The sequence below is a fragment of the Tenacibaculum sp. 190524A05c genome (assembly GCF_964036595.1).
Taxonomy (GTDB): Bacteria; Bacteroidota; Bacteroidia; order Flavobacteriales; family Flavobacteriaceae; genus Polaribacter; species Polaribacter platacis.
Map to the genome: position 1 here is coordinate 3,494,026 of NZ_OZ038523.1, position 17,532 is coordinate 3,511,557.

The following is a 17,532-nucleotide window of genomic DNA, read 5'->3' on the forward strand; positions in this document are numbered from 1 at the left end:
AATTTAGTATTACAAAAATTAAATCTTATTATTTTTAAACGCTAATTAAACTATTATGAAGATTACAAAAATCATAGAGAATCTTTTTAAGAAATACATTCCTTCACCTTTTACAATAGCGGTACTATTGACATTGGTAACTCTGGCACTGGCTTTAGGATTTACAAGACCGGAAAATCAATCACTTTTGAATTATAGTGTTGATATTTTAAAGTTTTGGGAGCAGGGGATTTGGAATAATGGACTGCTTGTTTTTGCTTATCAAATGATGCTGATTTTGGTATTAGGACATGTATTGGTTTTGAGTAAACCGATGAGCAATTTAATATTGAAACTCACAAAATATTGTACAACAACAGCTAATAGTGCTATGTTGGTAAGTACGGTTACCATGCTTGTTGCTTTTTTCAATTGGGGATTAGGTTTAATTTTTGGAGCCTTATTAGCACGAAAAGTTGCAGAAGATGCACAACGTAGAGGTCTAAAACTCAATTATCCAATTATAGGAGCTTCAGGTTATGTTGGTTTAATGGTTTGGCATGGTGGGATTTCAGGATCCGCGCCAATAAAAATTAATGAAAAAGGACATATAAAGTCTTTAATGGATTCGGTTTCCTCTGATGCTACACTGGCAAAAATACCAGAGTTGATAGATTATAGTCAAACAGTTTTTAGTTGGTGGAATTTATTAATATTCGCAATTGTAGTTATTGCCGTTGCTTCTACATTTTATGTAATGGGAAAAAAAGCGGACCCAACAGAAATCAATTTATTGGAATACAATTTGGATGATTCTTCAGAGGTTCCTCAAGATAAAGCAGAGAAACTTGACAGCTCATCAATCTTGGGTTATATAATTGGAGGAATTATTTTAATTACTTTCTTTTTACGTTATCAAAAAGATTTGGCATCGTTAAAAATTACTCCAAACCTTATTAACTTTTTTATGTTTGGTTTAGCGATTATTCTTCATAAGAATGTTAAAAATTTTACTAATGCCGTTGGAAAATCAATATCTGATGTTTCTGGGATTTTGATTCAATTCCCACTGTACTTTGGTATTATGGGAATTATGAAATCTACAGGAATGGTTGCTTTAATTTCTGGATTTTTTGTCTCTATTTCAAATGCTACAACATTACCAATTTTTACTTTTTTTAGTGCTGGTTTAGTGAATATTTTTGTTCCTAGTGGAGGTGGTCAATGGGTAGTGCAAGGTCCAGTAGTAGTAGAATCTGCTTTACAATTAGGAGTTCCATTGCCTAAGGCAATTATGGCGCTAGCCTATGGAGACCAGGTTACAAATATGTTGCAACCTTTTTGGGCGTTACCGTTATTGGGAATTACTAAATTGAAGGCAAAAGAAATTCTTCCATATACATTAATTGCGATGTTCGTTGGAAGCGCTATTTACTTATTAGGATTACTTATTTTTTAATGTATTACTGGTTAGGAGAACATATTGAATTCCCGTCGCATGAATATGCTTCAAAAGAAGGGATTATAGCTTTAGGAGGTGATCTTTCCTCTGAACGGTTAATTTTTGCGTATCAAAACGGAATTTTTCCCTGGTTTAATGAAGGAGAGCCAATAGTTTGGTATTCTCCAGAAGAAAGAATGGTTTTATTTCCTAATGATTTAAAAGTTTCTAAATCTATGAGGCAAGTGTTACGAAAAAGCGACTTTCAAATTACTCAGAATAAAGCTTTTGAAGAAGTAATTTTGGCATGTAAGAAAATTGATAGAAAAGATCAGGATGGAACTTGGATTACAGATGATATGTTTCTGGCTTATATGGAACTACATCGTTTAGGTTATGCTAAATCAATTGAAGTGTGGAAGGAAAATAAACTTGTAGGAGGGTTATATGGAGTTGATTTAGGAAATGGTGTTTTTTGTGGAGAAAGTATGTTTAGTAAAGCAAGTAATATGAGTAAAGTTGCATTCATTCATTTGGTTAAAAGTTGTGGTTATAAATTAATTGATTGCCAAGTTCATAATGATCATTTAGAAAGCCTAGGGGCAAATGAGATAAGTAGAGCTGAGTTTTTGGCGTTTTTGAGATAGAAATAAAAAAGGTGTCTCGTTTACAAACAAGACACCATATAATCCCCATAAAGTTTCACCTTAACGCGTGAATACACTTTAAAATTTGAAGAAAGGTGCCTTTTTACAGACACCTTTGATTAATTCATTCACTTTGGTTTTAAACATATTTAGATGAAAACTCAAAAGCCCTGAGCGTCAAGAAATTCTCCCAATACTTGACGTAATTATTTGTGAATGAATGTAATAGAACATATATAGGTTTGAGAGGAATGTTTATTACAAAGGTCTTTTAAAAAGCTTTTGTTGAGGTTCTTTTTTTTAACCTATAGAAGTTTTTTTAAGAATAAAGGTGTTCTTTTTTTACTTTTTTGTTCTTTTTTTTTCGGATATGACAGAATAGAGTAAATCGTATTAAATTTTGACGATATTTGTGCATGTCTAAAAAACTACTATTACTTATCATTTTAATGATAAGTGCCCCCCTAAAATCTCAGGTCAAAGAGTCAAAAAAAAGACAGCCAATTGAATCTCTTTGTAACCTAATGCTTAGTGAGGCCAATACGGTAAGCCTAACTAAAACATATACCAGAGCCCATAAACTTCTTAAATCCATTCAAAACAATCAGCAAATCTTGCATAATAAAGTAATCGAAAATGTAAGAAGCCAGTCGTATTTGAATATTATGAATTATCATGTCGCGAATCATGATTTTGATTCGGTTATTCACTACCAAAATTTAATTAAGAATAGTAGTCATGATCTTTCTGTTTTAGGAAAAACGGAAATGCATTTAGCAAAAATTTATGCTAAGAAAAGTGATTACTACAAATCACTAGATAGTTTTTACAAAGCAATCGACTTTTTTGAAAGAAACGATGATGTGGAAAGTCAAATTGAAAGTTACATCGCTGTAGGAATGTTCTACCGAAAAATAAACAGTATTGACTTGTCAACTGAGATTGACTCCATTTTAATGAATAAATATCTGTTTAAATCGAAGGATGATTATTACAATAAAAGAATTTACATCAATCATGCTTCTCATTTAGCTTCTTTAGGATTAGAGAAACAATCTATTGGAGTATTACAGAATATCAATCCAAATTCTTTAAAAAGTAATGTTGTTAAGAAGTATTATTATAAAGAATTATTTGAGATGTTCTCAATAACTAATCAACTTGATTCTGCTCGAAAATACATTCATAAAGCATATGCTAATCCAGAATTTAAATTACCATGTGATAATGCCAATAAAACTATTGGACTTGCATTTTTAGCTTTTAAAGCTCAAGATTATCCAACAACTTTAATGCACTTAGATAAAGTAAAGGAAAGTGAGTTTTTTACCAGAGTAAGCGATTTTACAAAGCTAAAAATGTTTAAAGTGGAATATCTTTCTCATAAAACTCTAGGCAATTATCAAAAATCTTTGAAAGCTTACGAAGATTATTTCAAAGTACGTAATTCTTTAAAAAGTTTTCATATCAATGCCAGAGCATCCATTTTAAATTTTAAACTCAATTACGATGAAAAAATTCTAGAATTAAAGGAGATTAATAGAGTAAGTGATTTATTCCTTCAACAACGAAAGAAATTCTACATTCTCTACACGTTTTTAATTACATTTTCAGTTCTTGCATTTATCTTTTTCATCTTTCATTCTAAAAGAAAAAAAGAGCGTTTACAGTTGTTTTATGAGTATGAGAAAATAAAAGCCGTAACCGATTATAAAAATCGATTTATAGAGAATTTATCACATGAAATTAGTACACCAATTACTATTATTATTGGTTATTTGAGGTTAATTGCTAATAATCCGATGGAATATTCGAAGGTGATAAAATATACGAATTTGGCTAAACGAAGTACTGAAAATATTGCGAATTCACTTACTAATTTCTTGACACTTTCTAAACTAGAGAAAGAACATGTAAATTATAAAACGTTGTCTTTGCCTCTTGGGAAATTTATTGAAGATTGCGTATTGTCATTTCAAGGTGTTGCTGAAATTAAGAACATAGCGTTGTATTATAAATCTAACATTAATGTTAGTGAAGATTTAGAGTACGATTATGATAGCTTAAAGAAGATAATTAACAATTTAGTTTCAAATGCTATTAAATATACTCCACCACAAAAATCAATTTATTTTACTGCAGAACTTTTAGAGAAAGAGATTTATATCACTGTAAAAGATGAAGGAATTGGAATAGATAAAAAGGAACAAGAATTTATTTTTGACCGATTCTATCAATCAAAACAAAATCAAATTTATGGAGGTTTTGGAATTGGGTTATCTTTAGTAAACGAATTGATTTCAAAATTGAAAGGAAGTATTTCCTTAGATAGCGAAAAAGGAATTGGAAGTGTTTTTAAGGTGAATTTACCAGTGACTTTAAAGAATTACAAATCTTATTTGAAAGATGAGAAATTTGTCTTTAAGAACATTACAACAGAAACTCAAATTGAAGTTGAAGATCCAGATGATGCACCATCTATTTTAGTGGTAGATGATAATATTGAAATTATTAATTATATCAATGAATTATTATCTCCTAAATTCAATTGTACGTTTGCTTTCGATGGAGTAGAGGCCTTAGGTAAGATTTTAGAATTACATTTTGATGTGATTTTATGCGATTTAAGAATTCCAATTTTAAATGGTTATGATTTAAAAGCGCAATTAAATAAACATGAGCGTACTAGAGATATTCCATATCTGTTAATGACAACATCAATAAAAGATTTTGCAGAAGGGAAGCAGAATAAACTTGGAATAAAAGATTATTTGGTTAAGCCTTTTAAAGATACAGAGCTATTAACTAGAATTAACATTTTAATAGAAAAGGAACAGTATCAAAAACAATTGCAAAGTCTTGATAAAAGTGCTGTAAATTATAGTGGAGCTTATGCAGATTTAATGAAAAAAGTGAATACTATAGTTATCGAGAATATTAACGATAAAGATTTTAGTGTGAATAAACTTGCGAAGTTGTGTGGATATAGTCACAAACAGTTCTCACAAATTATCAAAGAAAAGTCAGGTTTATCTCCAGTAAAGTTAGTACTCGAAATACGATTATTAATGGCTTATGACTTAATTATTAATAACACCTATCAATCTATAAATGAAGTTATTTTTGCGGTTGGATTAAATAGCCGATCGTATTTCAATAAAGTATTTACAAATAGATTTGGTGTGAAGCCGGGTAAACTTGTAAAAAAGATAAAAGTAGAAGATTTATAACTTAAAAAGTTACTCTAAACACTACGTTCGGAGTAGTTCGAAGTCCTATAATACGTTCTTCTGAAATTTCAGAATTGTCACTATTAATATTGAAAAATCGATCAATTTGATTGGTATGGTTGTAGATATTCAAAAAAGAAACACCAATTCTTGCTTTTGTGTTTTTACGTTTTCCTAATTTAAAATCATAAAGTATACTTCCATCTAATTTATGATAGCTTACTAAACGCGTATTGTTTTGAGAACCATATTCTAAAAAGGATTCGGTTTCATTGTTTTCATTGGTAAATGTGCCAATTCCAGAAGGAGTAGAAAAAGGTTTTCCTGTGGCAAAATGCCAGCCTAAAGAAAACTGAAATCGTTTTAATTTATAGGTGTTGGAAAAGCTAATAACATGTCTTTGATCAAAATTCCCAGCGAAGTTTCCGTTTTGTAAATCTCCAAAATTAAACAACGTTTTACTTAAAGAATAACTCAACCAAGTTCTAAAACGTTTAATCCTTTTTTTAATTAAAATGTCAATTCCATAAGCCGAGCTTTTACCAGAAAAATAACTATCAGTAATAGCGTTTGAATTGAATCCTCGTGTTGAGGTGGTTAATCCTTCTGTGTATCTGTAATATCCTTCGATATCTAGTTTCCAGTTGTTTTTATCAAATAAAAATCCAGTTGTGAGTTGGTAATTACTAAGAATAGGAATGTCGTCATTATCGGCCAAAGCCCAAACATTATTATGTAATCCTAATTCATTAAACTCAAACGTAATTAATTGGCTAATAGCTTGATTTTTTATTTCTCCTGAACTTTTGAATTTGAAATGTGGATTAATATTATAATTCATATAAAATCTTGGTTCGAAGAATGTTTTATTCAATTTTCCATATCTACTAACACGCAATCCAGAATTCACAAACCATTTTTTAGAAGTATATCTATATTCACCAAAAATATTTATAGCATTTAAAGAGTTGTTTTCTATTTCATCTTCTAAACTTCCTTCAGGAAAGTCGATTAAAGAATTCACATTATAATCATTGTATTCAAGACCTAGAAGAAGTTTTTTAGAAGGAGTAAAACGGATTTCTGATTGAAAAGAAATACCAAAATCTTTTACCGAATTAGTTCTATTATAACTTTCACTATCAACAGTTGTTGTTTCAATTAAACTATTATCAGATTGATAATCTGAATAATTAATGTTACTACTCAGTTTTAGATTTTGAGAAACAGAATGATCAGTTTGAAGGCTAAATCCACTATTTTTTAAATCTAGTTTATCATTAGAAGTTTCACCTTCGAAAGTTGAATTTGCATAATCTAATTCATTTCTAACAAATAAACTACTGAAGTTAATTCTGTTTTTATCATTAATCTTCCACGTTGTTTTTGCGTTAAAGTCAACAAAATAAAATTGATCTTTTAAAACGGTTAATTCTTCTTCTCTAGTTTGCGTATTAATATCTTCTATTTTGGTATTCTGGAACACTTTATTCCCCAGTTGTTGATAGGTAATTGAGTTGAAAACATCTGTTAAAGATCTTCTAGAAGATACAACAAGTCCTAATTTATCTTTGATAATTGGAAGTTTAATATAAGCGTCCGCATTTAAAAGGTTACTTCCAACTCCAACTGAAGTTTTCTCTAAAATATCATCCGAGGAATGCATGTCTATAATTCCCGAAATTCGATTTCCGTACTTCGCACTTGCACCACTTCTATAGATATTGACTCTGTCGGTTATATATGGATTGAAAGCTGAAATCATTCCGAATAAATGACCTTGATGGTACATTTTAATTCCATCCCAGAGCACTAAATTTTGATCAGGAGTTCCACCTCTAATATGAAGATTCGTAGCAGATTCTGTTGGACTCGAAACTCCAGGTAACAATTGCAAACTCTGTAAAACATCCGGTTCAACCAAACCTGGTAAAACGCCCATTTGAGTTGGATTTAAGATTATTGATCCATCCTCTTTATTCTGATCAAAACCAGAAGTTAAATATTCAGAAACGATTTGAACTTCGTCTAATATATAAGACGGATTGGTTTTGTCTTTACCTTTTAAAATAATATTTTTTCTATCAATATATTCAGAAGCTATACGATTTTGAATTTCTATTTCTAGCAAAAAAAGATCTACATCGATTGTTCCAGAATAACTAAATTTTTGATGTTCTAGTATCGAATTGTTATAAGAAAAACGAACCTCAAAGTGTTGTTCAATCTCTTGAATAACTACTTTCAAATCCTTTTTATCGTAAGAAACTTTTAGTTCTTGTGCGTTGATATCAAAGAAACTAAAGCAGAATAAAAATAGAATCGCAAATAAGGGCTTCACTAATATTTTTGAATTTTAACTTTGTTATCCTCAAAGCTAAAAGGAATATTCATAGAAACAAAAATTGTTTTTAAAGCAGTTTCTAAATTATCATGAGAAAATCTTCCTGTAAAGTTTCCTGGTTTTACATTGGCCTTACCATCAATCTTAATATTAAACTGACGTTCCAATTCGTTAATAACTTCAATAATTGGTGCGTTGTAAAAACTACTTTGTTTATTTAACCAACTTGGTTTTTCAATTTCTAAAGTATATGCTGACGTTATATTGTTTTTGAAACTAAGCGCTTTTCCCTTGGTTAAAATTACCTCTTTTTGATTTGGTATTTCAACTTTCACCTTACCCTCATAACAAATCACATTAAAGAAATTCTCTCTTGAATTGACTGTGAACTGAGTTCCTAAAACACTTACAATTCCTTGAGCTGTTTTTACCTCGAATTTCTGTCCTTTCTCAACTTTAAAATAGGCTTCACCTGTTAAATCAACCACTCGATTATCTTTCCAACCGAAGCGTTTGTGAGAAACTTTAGAATCAGCATTTAAAGTAACTTGAGAGTTATCAGGTAAATTAAAATCAAGTTGTTCGGCTAATTGTGTAGTATAGGTGATGTTTTGAAAGAACAGCAAATAGCTAAATACTAATACTAACGAGGCTGCAATTCCGCTCAGCCAATATGGATTTAATGATCTACTTTTATTAGACTCTTTAGCTTTTTCAATCTCAATTTTTGAAAGTGTTTTTGCAAAATTAGAGTCGATATCAATTTCAGGGTATTCTGCAGAATTTAGAGTGTTTATAATATGTTCATATTGCTCGTAATCTTCAGATTCCTGAAAGTTTTTAAGTTCATTTTCTGAAAGCTCATTCGCAAGCCATCGGGCTAAAAAGGTATCATCGTATTTTTGTGCCATAAAACTTATTATGAGTTGTTTATGTGTACAACCGGTTTGTTTTAAAAAACCCTATTATATTTTATAATTTTTAATATCCTTACGTAAACTGGTAAGTGCCGCATGCATTCGTTTTTCAACTGTTTTAATTGAAATATCTAGCATTTCGGCAATTTCTTTATATTTCTTTTTCTCAATTCTGTTCAATAAAAAAACTTCTCTATCTTTTTCTGTGAGCTTATTAATTGCGTTATTCAATTCTTGTTGAAATTCTTTTTGACGAAATAGAAATTCTGGATCTTCATTATTTACAGAACCAGACTTCACAGTTTTGTATTTTAAGACAACTTTTTGATGTTCATATTCGTTAAAAAAAGCATTCTTAGTAAGTGTAAAAAGATAAGATTTAGCTTTGTCGAAGGGAACTTTAGCACAGTTTTTCCAAAGTTTTACAAATGCATCCTGACATAAATCTTGAGCTTGTTCCATGTTTCCACATTTGGAATAAATAAAATTACAAACCACTTTAAAGTATTGATTAAATACTTTTTGAAAGATGCGTTCTTCGCAAATTGAACCTAATGATTTCGCCATACATTTTTAAAAGTTGAAACAAATATAAAAATTTCTATAGGGTAATTTTTGGAATTCCTGTTAGGCTGGTATAAAAACAAAAACGCCCTAAAATATGACCCAAAGTTTTAATACAACGATGAAAGTTTTAATTGTATTGGCTCTGATATCAATGAGTTTTAAAATTAAACCAATTAAAGAGTCATTTGAAACTTTTTTGCCGAGTAAAGTGTATCAAGTGAATTATAATTTTTTCACGAAATCTAAAGACAAGAAGATTTTTGTAAAAACATATTTGCCAAGTAATAATGAACGACAACGAATAGAAAAAAGAGAAGAAAAGTCTAACAAAATGGACTTTAAAGTGAAACGTGAAGGTGAAAATAAAAGAGGTATTTGGAGATCTACTACCAAGAGTAAATTTTACACAATTAAATATAGTTTCATCTTTAAAGGAAAAGCAACAAAATACAAAATAGCAGATAATTTATCGATTCCTGTTACCTACAGTCGTAATAAGTTTACGTATTTAAAAGAGGAGGAACATATTGAAGTACACCATCCGAAAATAGATTCACTAGCTAATTCTTTAACAAAAGATAAGAATGATTTAAAATCCTTAATAAAATGTCTTTACGATTATGTACATGAGATTCCATCTGCGCCAATTCGAGATTTAACAAGTGCATTAAGAGCATTTGAACAAAATCAAGCTTCGTGTAATGGTAAAGCAAGATTATTTGTTGCGTTATGCAGAAATAAAGGAATTCCTGCCAGATTAAAAGGAGGACTAATTTTAGAAGAAACTAAAAAGAGAACATCTCATTTATGGAGCGAAGTTTATGTTCAAGGAAAATGGATTCCTTTTGATGTTTTGAATAATCATTTTGCATATTTACCCGCTCATTATCTTGAGATTTATACTGGAGATCATTTTTTAATTACACATACTCCAAATATTTTATTCGATTATAATTACGAGATTAAAAAAGGAAATCATATTCCATTTATAGATGCAACTACTACCAACGGATTATCAAACCATCCTGTTTCTTTTATTGGACTTTTGCATAGCAACTTAATATCTAAACACATTTTAGATTTTTTATTGCTACTTCCACTTGGCGGATTACTAATTGCTTTGTTGAAGAATGTTATTGGGTTAAAAACTTATGGAATATTCCTGCCAATTTTAATCTCATTTACATTCACAACTACAGGTCTTTTTACGGGGTTGTTTCTATTTCTACTAATCACGGTTTTAGTGGTGTTAATATCAGTTCCATTGCATAAATGGGGATTGCTACATACTCCGAAAATGGTTGTTGTTTTATCAACTTCAGTGATTATGATTTTAGCCTTAATATCAATCGGATTACAATATAAAATACACTGGTTACAATCGCTTTCTTTTTTTCCAATCATTGTCACTGCTATTACCGCAGAAAGATTTACAAGAGCAATTGAAGAAGATGGATATGATAGTGCCTTAAGAAAAATGGGACAAACATTGATTGCAATTTTATTGTGTTATTTAGTTTTCTCATCAGACACTATAAAAATCACGCTGTTAGTATTGCCGGAATTATTTTTAATCATTATCGTAATGTCTTTAATGTTAGGGAAATGGATTGGGTTAAGATTGTTCGAATATCAAAGATTTAACGCAATAATACCTTAATGTTATGATGAATTTATTTAAGAAAAGTTTGAATAATAGTTTCGAGGCAATGGGAATTAACGAACGTAATGTGTCTTTAATTTATCCTAATAACAATAGAAAATATTACAAGTTAGCAGATGATAAAGTTCTTGCGAAAGAAATTCTAGATGAAAACGCCATTCCCTGTGCTGATACTTATGCGGTTATTGAAAAGATTAGCGGAATTCAAAAAGGTTGGGAACTGGTTAAAAAGTATGATAAACTAGCTATAAAACCTGCCAACGGAAGTGGAGGAGGAGGTATCAAAATTTTGAAAAAAGACAATAAAGAGAATTGGATAAGTAGTGGAAAGATAATTCATGAAGAAGAGATTTTCCTCCATATGGCATCAATTATAATGGGTCAATATTCCTTGGGATCTGATGATCGTGTGCTCATTGAAAAATGTATAGAATCTCATTCTTTCTTTCACGAGATTTATCCAGCAGGAGTTCCAGATTTTAGAGTAATTCTATTGAATAAAAAACCAGTGATGTCCATGTTACGAGTTCCAACAGATAAATCGGATGGAAAAGCGAATTTACATCAAGGTGGTTTAGGAATTGGAATTAACATGGAAGACGGAACCTTGACTTATGCCTATGATGGTAAAAACTACTTTGAAGTTCATCCGGATAATATGAATCAAATCTTTGGCAAGAAAATTCCGTATTGGGATGAAATTTTAGAAATCTCCGTTCAAACAGCTGCAAGTTTTCCGCTGAATTATTTAGGTGTTGATATTGTTATAGATCAGCAGTTAGGACCATTAATAATGGAAGTAAATGTTCGTCCAGGTTTGGGTATACAACTCGCTAATAAAACCGGCATGAAAAAAGTTTTAAAAAATCTATAGGGTTTTATTTAAAGAACCTGTTTACCAATCAAAGCACAAAATATGAAGTATCAAAAATCACCATTCCCATACGTATTCCTTCTTGTAGGGATTTTATCCATCTCAGTTTATTCTAATCTGGTAACCGATAAACAAATTAATGCACCAATTGTGCATACCATAAAAGCAAATGAATTGCCTGAAAAAACAATTGTTAAGGTAAAAGAAGTTCCAAATAAAGAGCTAGAACTTGTTGCAGTAAAATAAAAATCATTCAATTTTTTAAGAATAAAATATATGAAGTACACAATAGTATTTATTAGTGTTCTAGTAACCCTTTGTGCCCATTCTCAAGTAAAAGTTTCATTTTCTTCACTAAGCGGATACGAAACAAACATTTATAAATCACCAAGCTCATTTGTTTCAGAGGACGAATTACTAGATAGGAATGATTTGTTTGCAAGCAGTGCATATCAAGATGGTATCATTCAATTTAAGTATGGTAAAAACTGGAAGAACAGTAATTTAAAAATCAGTTTTACTCCAGAGATTCGCTATTACTTTTCACAAGAAGATGCACGAAGAATTGTATTAAATGGACGAGTAAAGTATGGTTATAATTTTTCTCGAACTACAAAATGGGAAAACTCATTTAGTTTCAAAAATAAAAATCAAAAAGGACAAGATTTAGATGCTAATGAATTGAGTACACCTTTAGGGTATAATAGAATAAACCTAGAGTCTAAAGTATCTTTTCGATTGTCAAAGAAGAATCGAACAGCTATCAGTTTGAGTTATGGAAATAAAAGTTTTGATGCTTCGGAAAGCAGACAAGTTTCATATGATATTTATGGATTAAACTTAAGTACGAAGCAAGTTCGTTGGAAAAATCACTTACTACATTCTTACGGAGTAAATATTGGTTTTTTCGGAAGAAAATACACTTTGTTTAGTTTGGAAGATGAAACGAATTCATTCCGAACATGGAACTATTTTAATGCAGAACTATTCTACAAGTTTCCATTTCATAAAAAGTTAAGTGTTCAACCTGAATTTGGTTTTGAGAAGAGAATGGATGAAACAAGTAATCAGTTTGGATATAACGAGTTTTCTGCAGGTTTCAAATTGAAATACTCGTCAGACAAGTTTCTTTTAAACCTTACTCCAAATTTCTCATTTAGATCTTTTGACCAGCTAAATACATCTGGTAGTTCAACTCAAAAATTGAATTACAAGTATATAAGAGCAAACATGAATTTAGAATATAAGTTGAATAAAAGATTTTCGATTACTTCAAGAGCATATGTAATTGATAGAAATTCAAACAACAACAATATAAATACGACTGCATATCGCTCGTATCACAATAATTATTTCGGATTGGGTTTAAAGTTTATTTTTTAAGGGGATAGGTTTTTGATAAACGTCATTTAAGCCCAATCAACGAAATAACTTAAAGTTTTAGTAATTTATTAGTAGTTTAATTGTTAAATGGTTTTCTGATTTTTCAGAAAGAAAAAGAGGTCTCAATTGAGACCTCTTTTAATATATAAACTAATTTTAATTATTTTGGATCAAGAATATCATTAATTCTATCCACAGCATCTTGGAAATGATAACGAGTAATCGTATTTCTAGCAGCAGCAATATTTCTTTGAAGATCACGCTTTAAACGTTTTAATTCTCCTCTTACTACTGGTTTAATATCAGACTGACTCACATTCACTCCAGTTTGTTTAAAGTAACCACCATTATTTGTAGCTCTTTGATTTTTTGCTTTATTTAATAAGAAATCCATTCGATCTAAATATGCTCTTTGTAAATTTCTTTTATAAGCATCAACAGATTTGTTTGCTGAATATAATTCTTTCCAAACTCCTCTACGTAAATCATTCATCATTTCTAATAAAGTATACGCCTTAGCACCATTTGAAGTCTCGTTTTCAACTAAACGAACCATTCTTCCTGGTTTTAAAATACGATTTAACGTACGAACTTGTAAAGAACGAATTCTTTCTCCAGTTCCTGAGAATTGAGTTTTCTCCGCAATGTTTTTATCAATTAACCATGTTGGTGTTGTGAATAATTCCTTATTGATAAAACGTAAAGCATTTTTTTGATGAGATTTAGAAACAGGAGTATACACAGCACCCTCTTGTCCAACTGCTTTGTAATGTTCGTAAACACCACCAATATTAGAACTTACATGTCCCATATATCTATTGAATTGACCTAAAAGTTGTCCGTACATTGTGTTTAATTCCTCATACGTTTCACCTTCTTCGGTTGTCCATTCTTCTAAACGAGGTAAAATTCTTTTTAAGTTTTTAATCCCGTAAGTACTCGCTTTAATAGCATCATCACCAATATCCTCAGTTTGAGAACTAGGATCAATAATATTTACTACTTGTTGGTGACCAAATCTATACACTGGATTTCCAGCTCTTTTTCTAATCCAAGAATTTAAAATTGGCTTTTCTTCCTTTGCAGTTTTATCTAAGATTGGTCTGTACCCCCAATTAATAGAATACTTATCATAAGGACCAATATTTGGCATCATTGCCACTCCTTTATCTTCTGGTTGTGCTACATAATTAAAACGTGCGTAATCCATGATAGATGGTGCAGTTCCAAATTTCTTAGTAAATGAAGCAGAACGTAAAGAATCAACAGGATATGCAACAGAACTTCCCATGTTATGAGGTAACCCTAAAGTATGACCAACTTCATGAGCAGAAACAAAACGAATTAATCGTCCCATGATTTCATCTTTAAATTTATTCGAACGAGCTTCTGGATTGATAGCAGCTGTTTGAATAAAATACCAATTATGTAATAAGGTCATTACATTATGATACCAGTTAATATCTGATTCTAAAATCTCTCCTGATCTTGGATCACTTACGTGAGGTCCGTTTGCATTTGGTATTGGAGAAGCTAAATAGCGCACAACTGAATAACGTACATCTTCTGGACTCCATTCTGGATCTTCTTCTTTTGTTGGAGGATCTTTCGCTAAAATTGCGTTTTTGAATCCTGCTTCTTCAAAAGCGACTTGCCAATCTTCAATTCCTTGTTTGATGTATTTACGCCAAACTTTTGGAGTTGCTCTATCAATATAATATACAATTGGTTTCTTAGGTTCTACTAATTCACCACGCTTGAATTTTTCAATGTCTTCATCTTTTACCTCTAATCTCCAACGATCTAAATAGGTTAAAGATTTACTTTTTTGTGCATCTAAACCATAATCTGTTTGAGATCTTGCAAACCAACCTACACGACGATCGAAATATCTACGTTTCATAGGTTTTTCTGGAAGTAAAATCATAGAGTTACTTAACTCAATAGAAATAGATCCAACACTTCTATTTGAAGGTGGCTGATTCGATAAATATGTCTTTACATGACGAATTTCAATGTTCTTCGGATAACTACTAATACGATCAATATAAGAACGCTCTTTATCCATACGAGTTACTTTGTATTGTTTTCTTCTGAATTGAGGAAAACCGATAGCTTTTACGTCTTTTGAAAATAACGGAGTAGCATCAATTACAGTAGCTGAAGAATCTTTACTAAATGCTTTAATTGGAAAAGAAAATAATATCGGTTCGAAGTTTGAGTTAACCACTGCTTCATGAACAGGTAAAATACTATCTGCAACTACAGAATGAGAAACTACACGTAATAAGATTTTTTTATGTTTCTTTTGCCATCTAAGAACTTGTGTATTTTGTTTTCCTCCACCAAAACCAATTCCGCTTGCAGTTTTTGCGATTCTAGTTACCATTAACATTTCTTTTCCTAATAAAGAATCAGGGATTTCGAAAAGATAACTTTGGTCTTTGGTATGTACTTTAAAAAGACCTTCATCTGTTTTATGTTTTTTAGTAACAACCTTTTCATACGGTTGTATTGCTCCTTTTTTAGGTTTTGGTTTCGGAGCTTTTGCGGCAACCTCTTTACCTTTTTTGTCATTTTTCTTGTTTCTCTTTCTTCTTTGAGCTTCAATATCTAAAGTAGCTCCAAAAACAAAAAGTAAGGCCAAGAACCTTGTAAGTAATTTTGTATTCATGGATTTTTTATTGAAAAATTAGTCGAAATTAAGAAACGCTATATCATATAATCTTAATTATATGTTAAAGAGATTTTGGTTTTCTTAATAAAAACAAAACGAAAAGATTTCTTTATTTTTAAACATTCTTAAAAGCCGATTAAATGAAGAAATATATTTTGCTAAATCTTTTATTGCTAGCATTTACAAGCTGTGTTGTGAGTAGTTCTAAAGATAATAATGAAAAAGAAGAAGAAGTTAAAAAGGAATCAACAAAGCTTTTTCCGGAGTTAAAGCCGGATAGGTATAATGTTGCTTTTTTAATTATGGATGGTACGTATAATACCGAATTAACAGCACCGTTTGATATTTTTCAACATACCATTTTTAGAAAAGGAATCAAGGCTATGAATGTATTTACGGTAGCAGATACAGATGAAGCAGTAACTACATTCGAAGGTATGAGAATTATGCCTGATTTTAATTACAAAAAAGACAGTCTGCCTAAAATTGATATTCTTGTAGTGCCAAGTGCGGAGCATCATTTAGATTCTGATTTGGAGAATAAAGACATGATTCGTTTTGTTCAAAAAGTTGATAAAGAAGCAGAGTTTATTACTTCACATTGTGATGGAGCATTTGTTTTAGCAAAAGCTGGTGTTTTAAAAGACAAAGTATCTACAACCTTTCCTTCTGATATTGATAAAATGAGAACAATGTTTCCTGAATTAGATATTCGTAAAGAAGTGCTTTTTGTTCATGATGGAAAATATATTACTTCTGCTGGTGGAGCTAAATCTTTTGAAGCAGCTTTATATTTATGCGAGTATTTATATGGTAAAAAGATTGCTCAATCTTTAGCTGGAGGATTAGTTATAGATTGGAATAAGGATGACGTACCTCATTTAATCGTCAAAAAATAGTTATTTCAAAATTTCGGGATTTTTATAACCTGTAAAAAATCCAATTGCATATGAGATTACAGTAATAAATATTGCGATAATCAGTATTGTAATTAATGAAACCACACAAAATCTTAAAAATTTAAGAATATATTGTTTTGTTGTTAAATCATACATTTTACCGAATGTATACAAGTAATAAGCAATAAAACCAATGGTGCCAAAAGGATATATCTTTGGTGAAATTAACATCGCGACTAAAAAGAAAACAATAGATATATACATTGTTGTACCTTGTATATAGGAGTTTATTATAATATGTTCCCCGTAATTATTAGGTTTTCTAAAAGTCATGTAACTAATAAAAGCATAAAACGGAAGAAATAAGAATGAAATGATATTGAAATATCTAACGAAGATATCATAGTATGTATCTCCGAGTTTTAGTGCTAGTTCTGCCTCTTGTTGTTGTCGTTTTAGTTTAGCAATTTCTTTTTCAGATAAATGAGTTAATTTAGAAAGATCGATGTTTGCTTTTTCTTTAAGTGTCTCGGTTCTATTTTGATTAAAAGAGTTATTTACATCAATAAATTCTTTGGAATAAAAATTAAATACAATTAGAGATAATGCTGCTCCTACAGCCAAATAGGCGAATGGATTCACATATTTTTTTCGAGCACCATCAAGATAGTCTTTTAGTACTTCATGTGGTTTGGAAAACATTTTACGTAATGTATTCGCGTATAGACTATCTAAACCAAAACTTGCGAAAAGTTCACTTAGCAATAACTTAAAAGTAATCCTGTTTTTTACAACTTTAGCACCACACTTATCACAGAAAGAAGCATCATGTTCAAGCTTATGCCCACAGTTTTTACAAGTCATTTTCAATAGAATTTTGGTTAATCAACTCCAAATATATGTGATTTAGT

13 protein-coding genes are annotated in these 17,532 nt (G+C 30.5%); 8 read left to right on the forward strand and 5 right to left on the reverse strand.

Annotated elements, in window-relative coordinates; genetic code table 11:
• The first annotated feature begins 55 nt into the window (after window positions 1-55).
• The 3 genes from ABNT61_RS15580 (at window position 56) to ABNT61_RS15590 (ending at window position 5,297) form a co-directional block, all read left to right on the forward strand.
• The gene (locus ABNT61_RS15580; RefSeq protein ID WP_348743886.1) at window positions 56-1,438 is read left to right on the forward strand and encodes a short-chain fatty acid transporter; all 1,383 of its coding nucleotides are present in this window, start codon (window positions 56-58) and stop codon (window positions 1,436-1,438) included.
• The gene (gene aat / locus ABNT61_RS15585) at window positions 1,438-2,067 is read left to right on the forward strand and encodes a leucyl/phenylalanyl-tRNA--protein transferase (RefSeq protein WP_348743887.1); all 630 of its coding nucleotides are present in this window, start codon (window positions 1,438-1,440) and stop codon (window positions 2,065-2,067) included. The genes ABNT61_RS15580 and aat overlap by 1 nt, the downstream gene beginning before the upstream one ends.
• A gap of 614 nt (window positions 2,068-2,681) precedes the next feature.
• Complete coding sequence (locus tag ABNT61_RS15590; RefSeq protein WP_348743888.1) at window positions 2,682-5,297, forward strand: ATP-binding protein; 2,616 nt, start codon at window positions 2,682-2,684, stop codon at window positions 5,295-5,297.
• Between the two features lies 1 nt (window position 5,298).
• Here ABNT61_RS15590 and ABNT61_RS15595 read toward each other — a convergent pair whose 3' ends face one another.
• From ABNT61_RS15595 to ABNT61_RS15605, 3 genes are read right to left on the reverse strand one after another with little or no spacing between them, the layout of a single operon-like run.
• Window positions 5,299-7,638 (reverse strand): TonB-dependent receptor plug domain-containing protein, encoded by a 2,340-nt coding sequence (locus ABNT61_RS15595; RefSeq protein ID WP_348743889.1) that lies wholly within the window; start codon window positions 7,636-7,638, stop codon window positions 5,299-5,301.
• Window positions 7,638-8,552: a FecR family protein gene (locus tag ABNT61_RS15600; protein WP_348743890.1), complete on the reverse strand. Its 915-nt coding sequence runs from the start codon at window positions 8,550-8,552 to the stop codon at window positions 7,638-7,640. The genes ABNT61_RS15595 and ABNT61_RS15600 overlap by 1 nt, the downstream gene beginning before the upstream one ends.
• Before the next feature lie 54 nt (window positions 8,553-8,606).
• Complete coding sequence (locus tag ABNT61_RS15605; protein WP_348722698.1) at window positions 8,607-9,125, reverse strand: RNA polymerase sigma-70 factor; 519 nt, start codon at window positions 9,123-9,125, stop codon at window positions 8,607-8,609.
• Window positions 9,126-9,219: 94 nt separating this feature from the next.
• On the opposite strand from ABNT61_RS15605, the gene ABNT61_RS15610 reads away from it, so the two are divergent.
• From ABNT61_RS15610 to ABNT61_RS15625, 4 genes are read left to right on the forward strand one after another with little or no spacing between them, the layout of a single operon-like run.
• Window positions 9,220-10,785, forward strand: coding sequence for a 7TM domain-containing protein (locus ABNT61_RS15610; RefSeq protein ID WP_348743891.1), 1,566 nt, complete (start codon window positions 9,220-9,222; stop codon window positions 10,783-10,785).
• A gap of 4 nt (window positions 10,786-10,789) precedes the next feature.
• Window positions 10,790-11,662, forward strand: coding sequence for a sugar-transfer associated ATP-grasp domain-containing protein (locus ABNT61_RS15615; RefSeq protein ID WP_348743892.1), 873 nt, complete (start codon window positions 10,790-10,792; stop codon window positions 11,660-11,662).
• A 42-nt stretch (window positions 11,663-11,704) separates the two neighbouring features.
• Complete coding sequence (locus ABNT61_RS15620; protein ID WP_348722693.1) at window positions 11,705-11,908, forward strand: hypothetical protein; 204 nt, start codon at window positions 11,705-11,707, stop codon at window positions 11,906-11,908.
• 30 nt (window positions 11,909-11,938) lie between these two features.
• A complete protein-coding gene (locus ABNT61_RS15625) occupies window positions 11,939-13,045 on the forward strand; it encodes a hypothetical protein (RefSeq protein ID WP_348743893.1) in 1,107 nt (368 codons plus the stop codon).
• A gap of 160 nt (window positions 13,046-13,205) precedes the next feature.
• On the opposite strand, the gene ABNT61_RS15630 is transcribed toward ABNT61_RS15625, so the two are convergent.
• Window positions 13,206-15,719 (reverse strand): zinc-dependent metalloprotease, encoded by a 2,514-nt coding sequence (locus tag ABNT61_RS15630; protein WP_348743894.1) that lies wholly within the window; start codon window positions 15,717-15,719, stop codon window positions 13,206-13,208.
• A 143-nt stretch (window positions 15,720-15,862) separates the two neighbouring features.
• On the opposite strand from ABNT61_RS15630, the gene ABNT61_RS15635 reads away from it, so the two are divergent.
• Complete coding sequence (locus ABNT61_RS15635; protein WP_348743895.1) at window positions 15,863-16,621, forward strand: DJ-1/PfpI family protein; 759 nt, start codon at window positions 15,863-15,865, stop codon at window positions 16,619-16,621.
• Here the strand turns inward: ABNT61_RS15635 and ABNT61_RS15640 are convergent, their stop codons facing one another.
• Complete coding sequence (locus tag ABNT61_RS15640) at window positions 16,622-17,485, reverse strand: DUF3667 domain-containing protein (protein ID WP_348743896.1); 864 nt, start codon at window positions 17,483-17,485, stop codon at window positions 16,622-16,624.
• Between the last annotated feature and the right edge of the window lie 47 nt (window positions 17,486-17,532).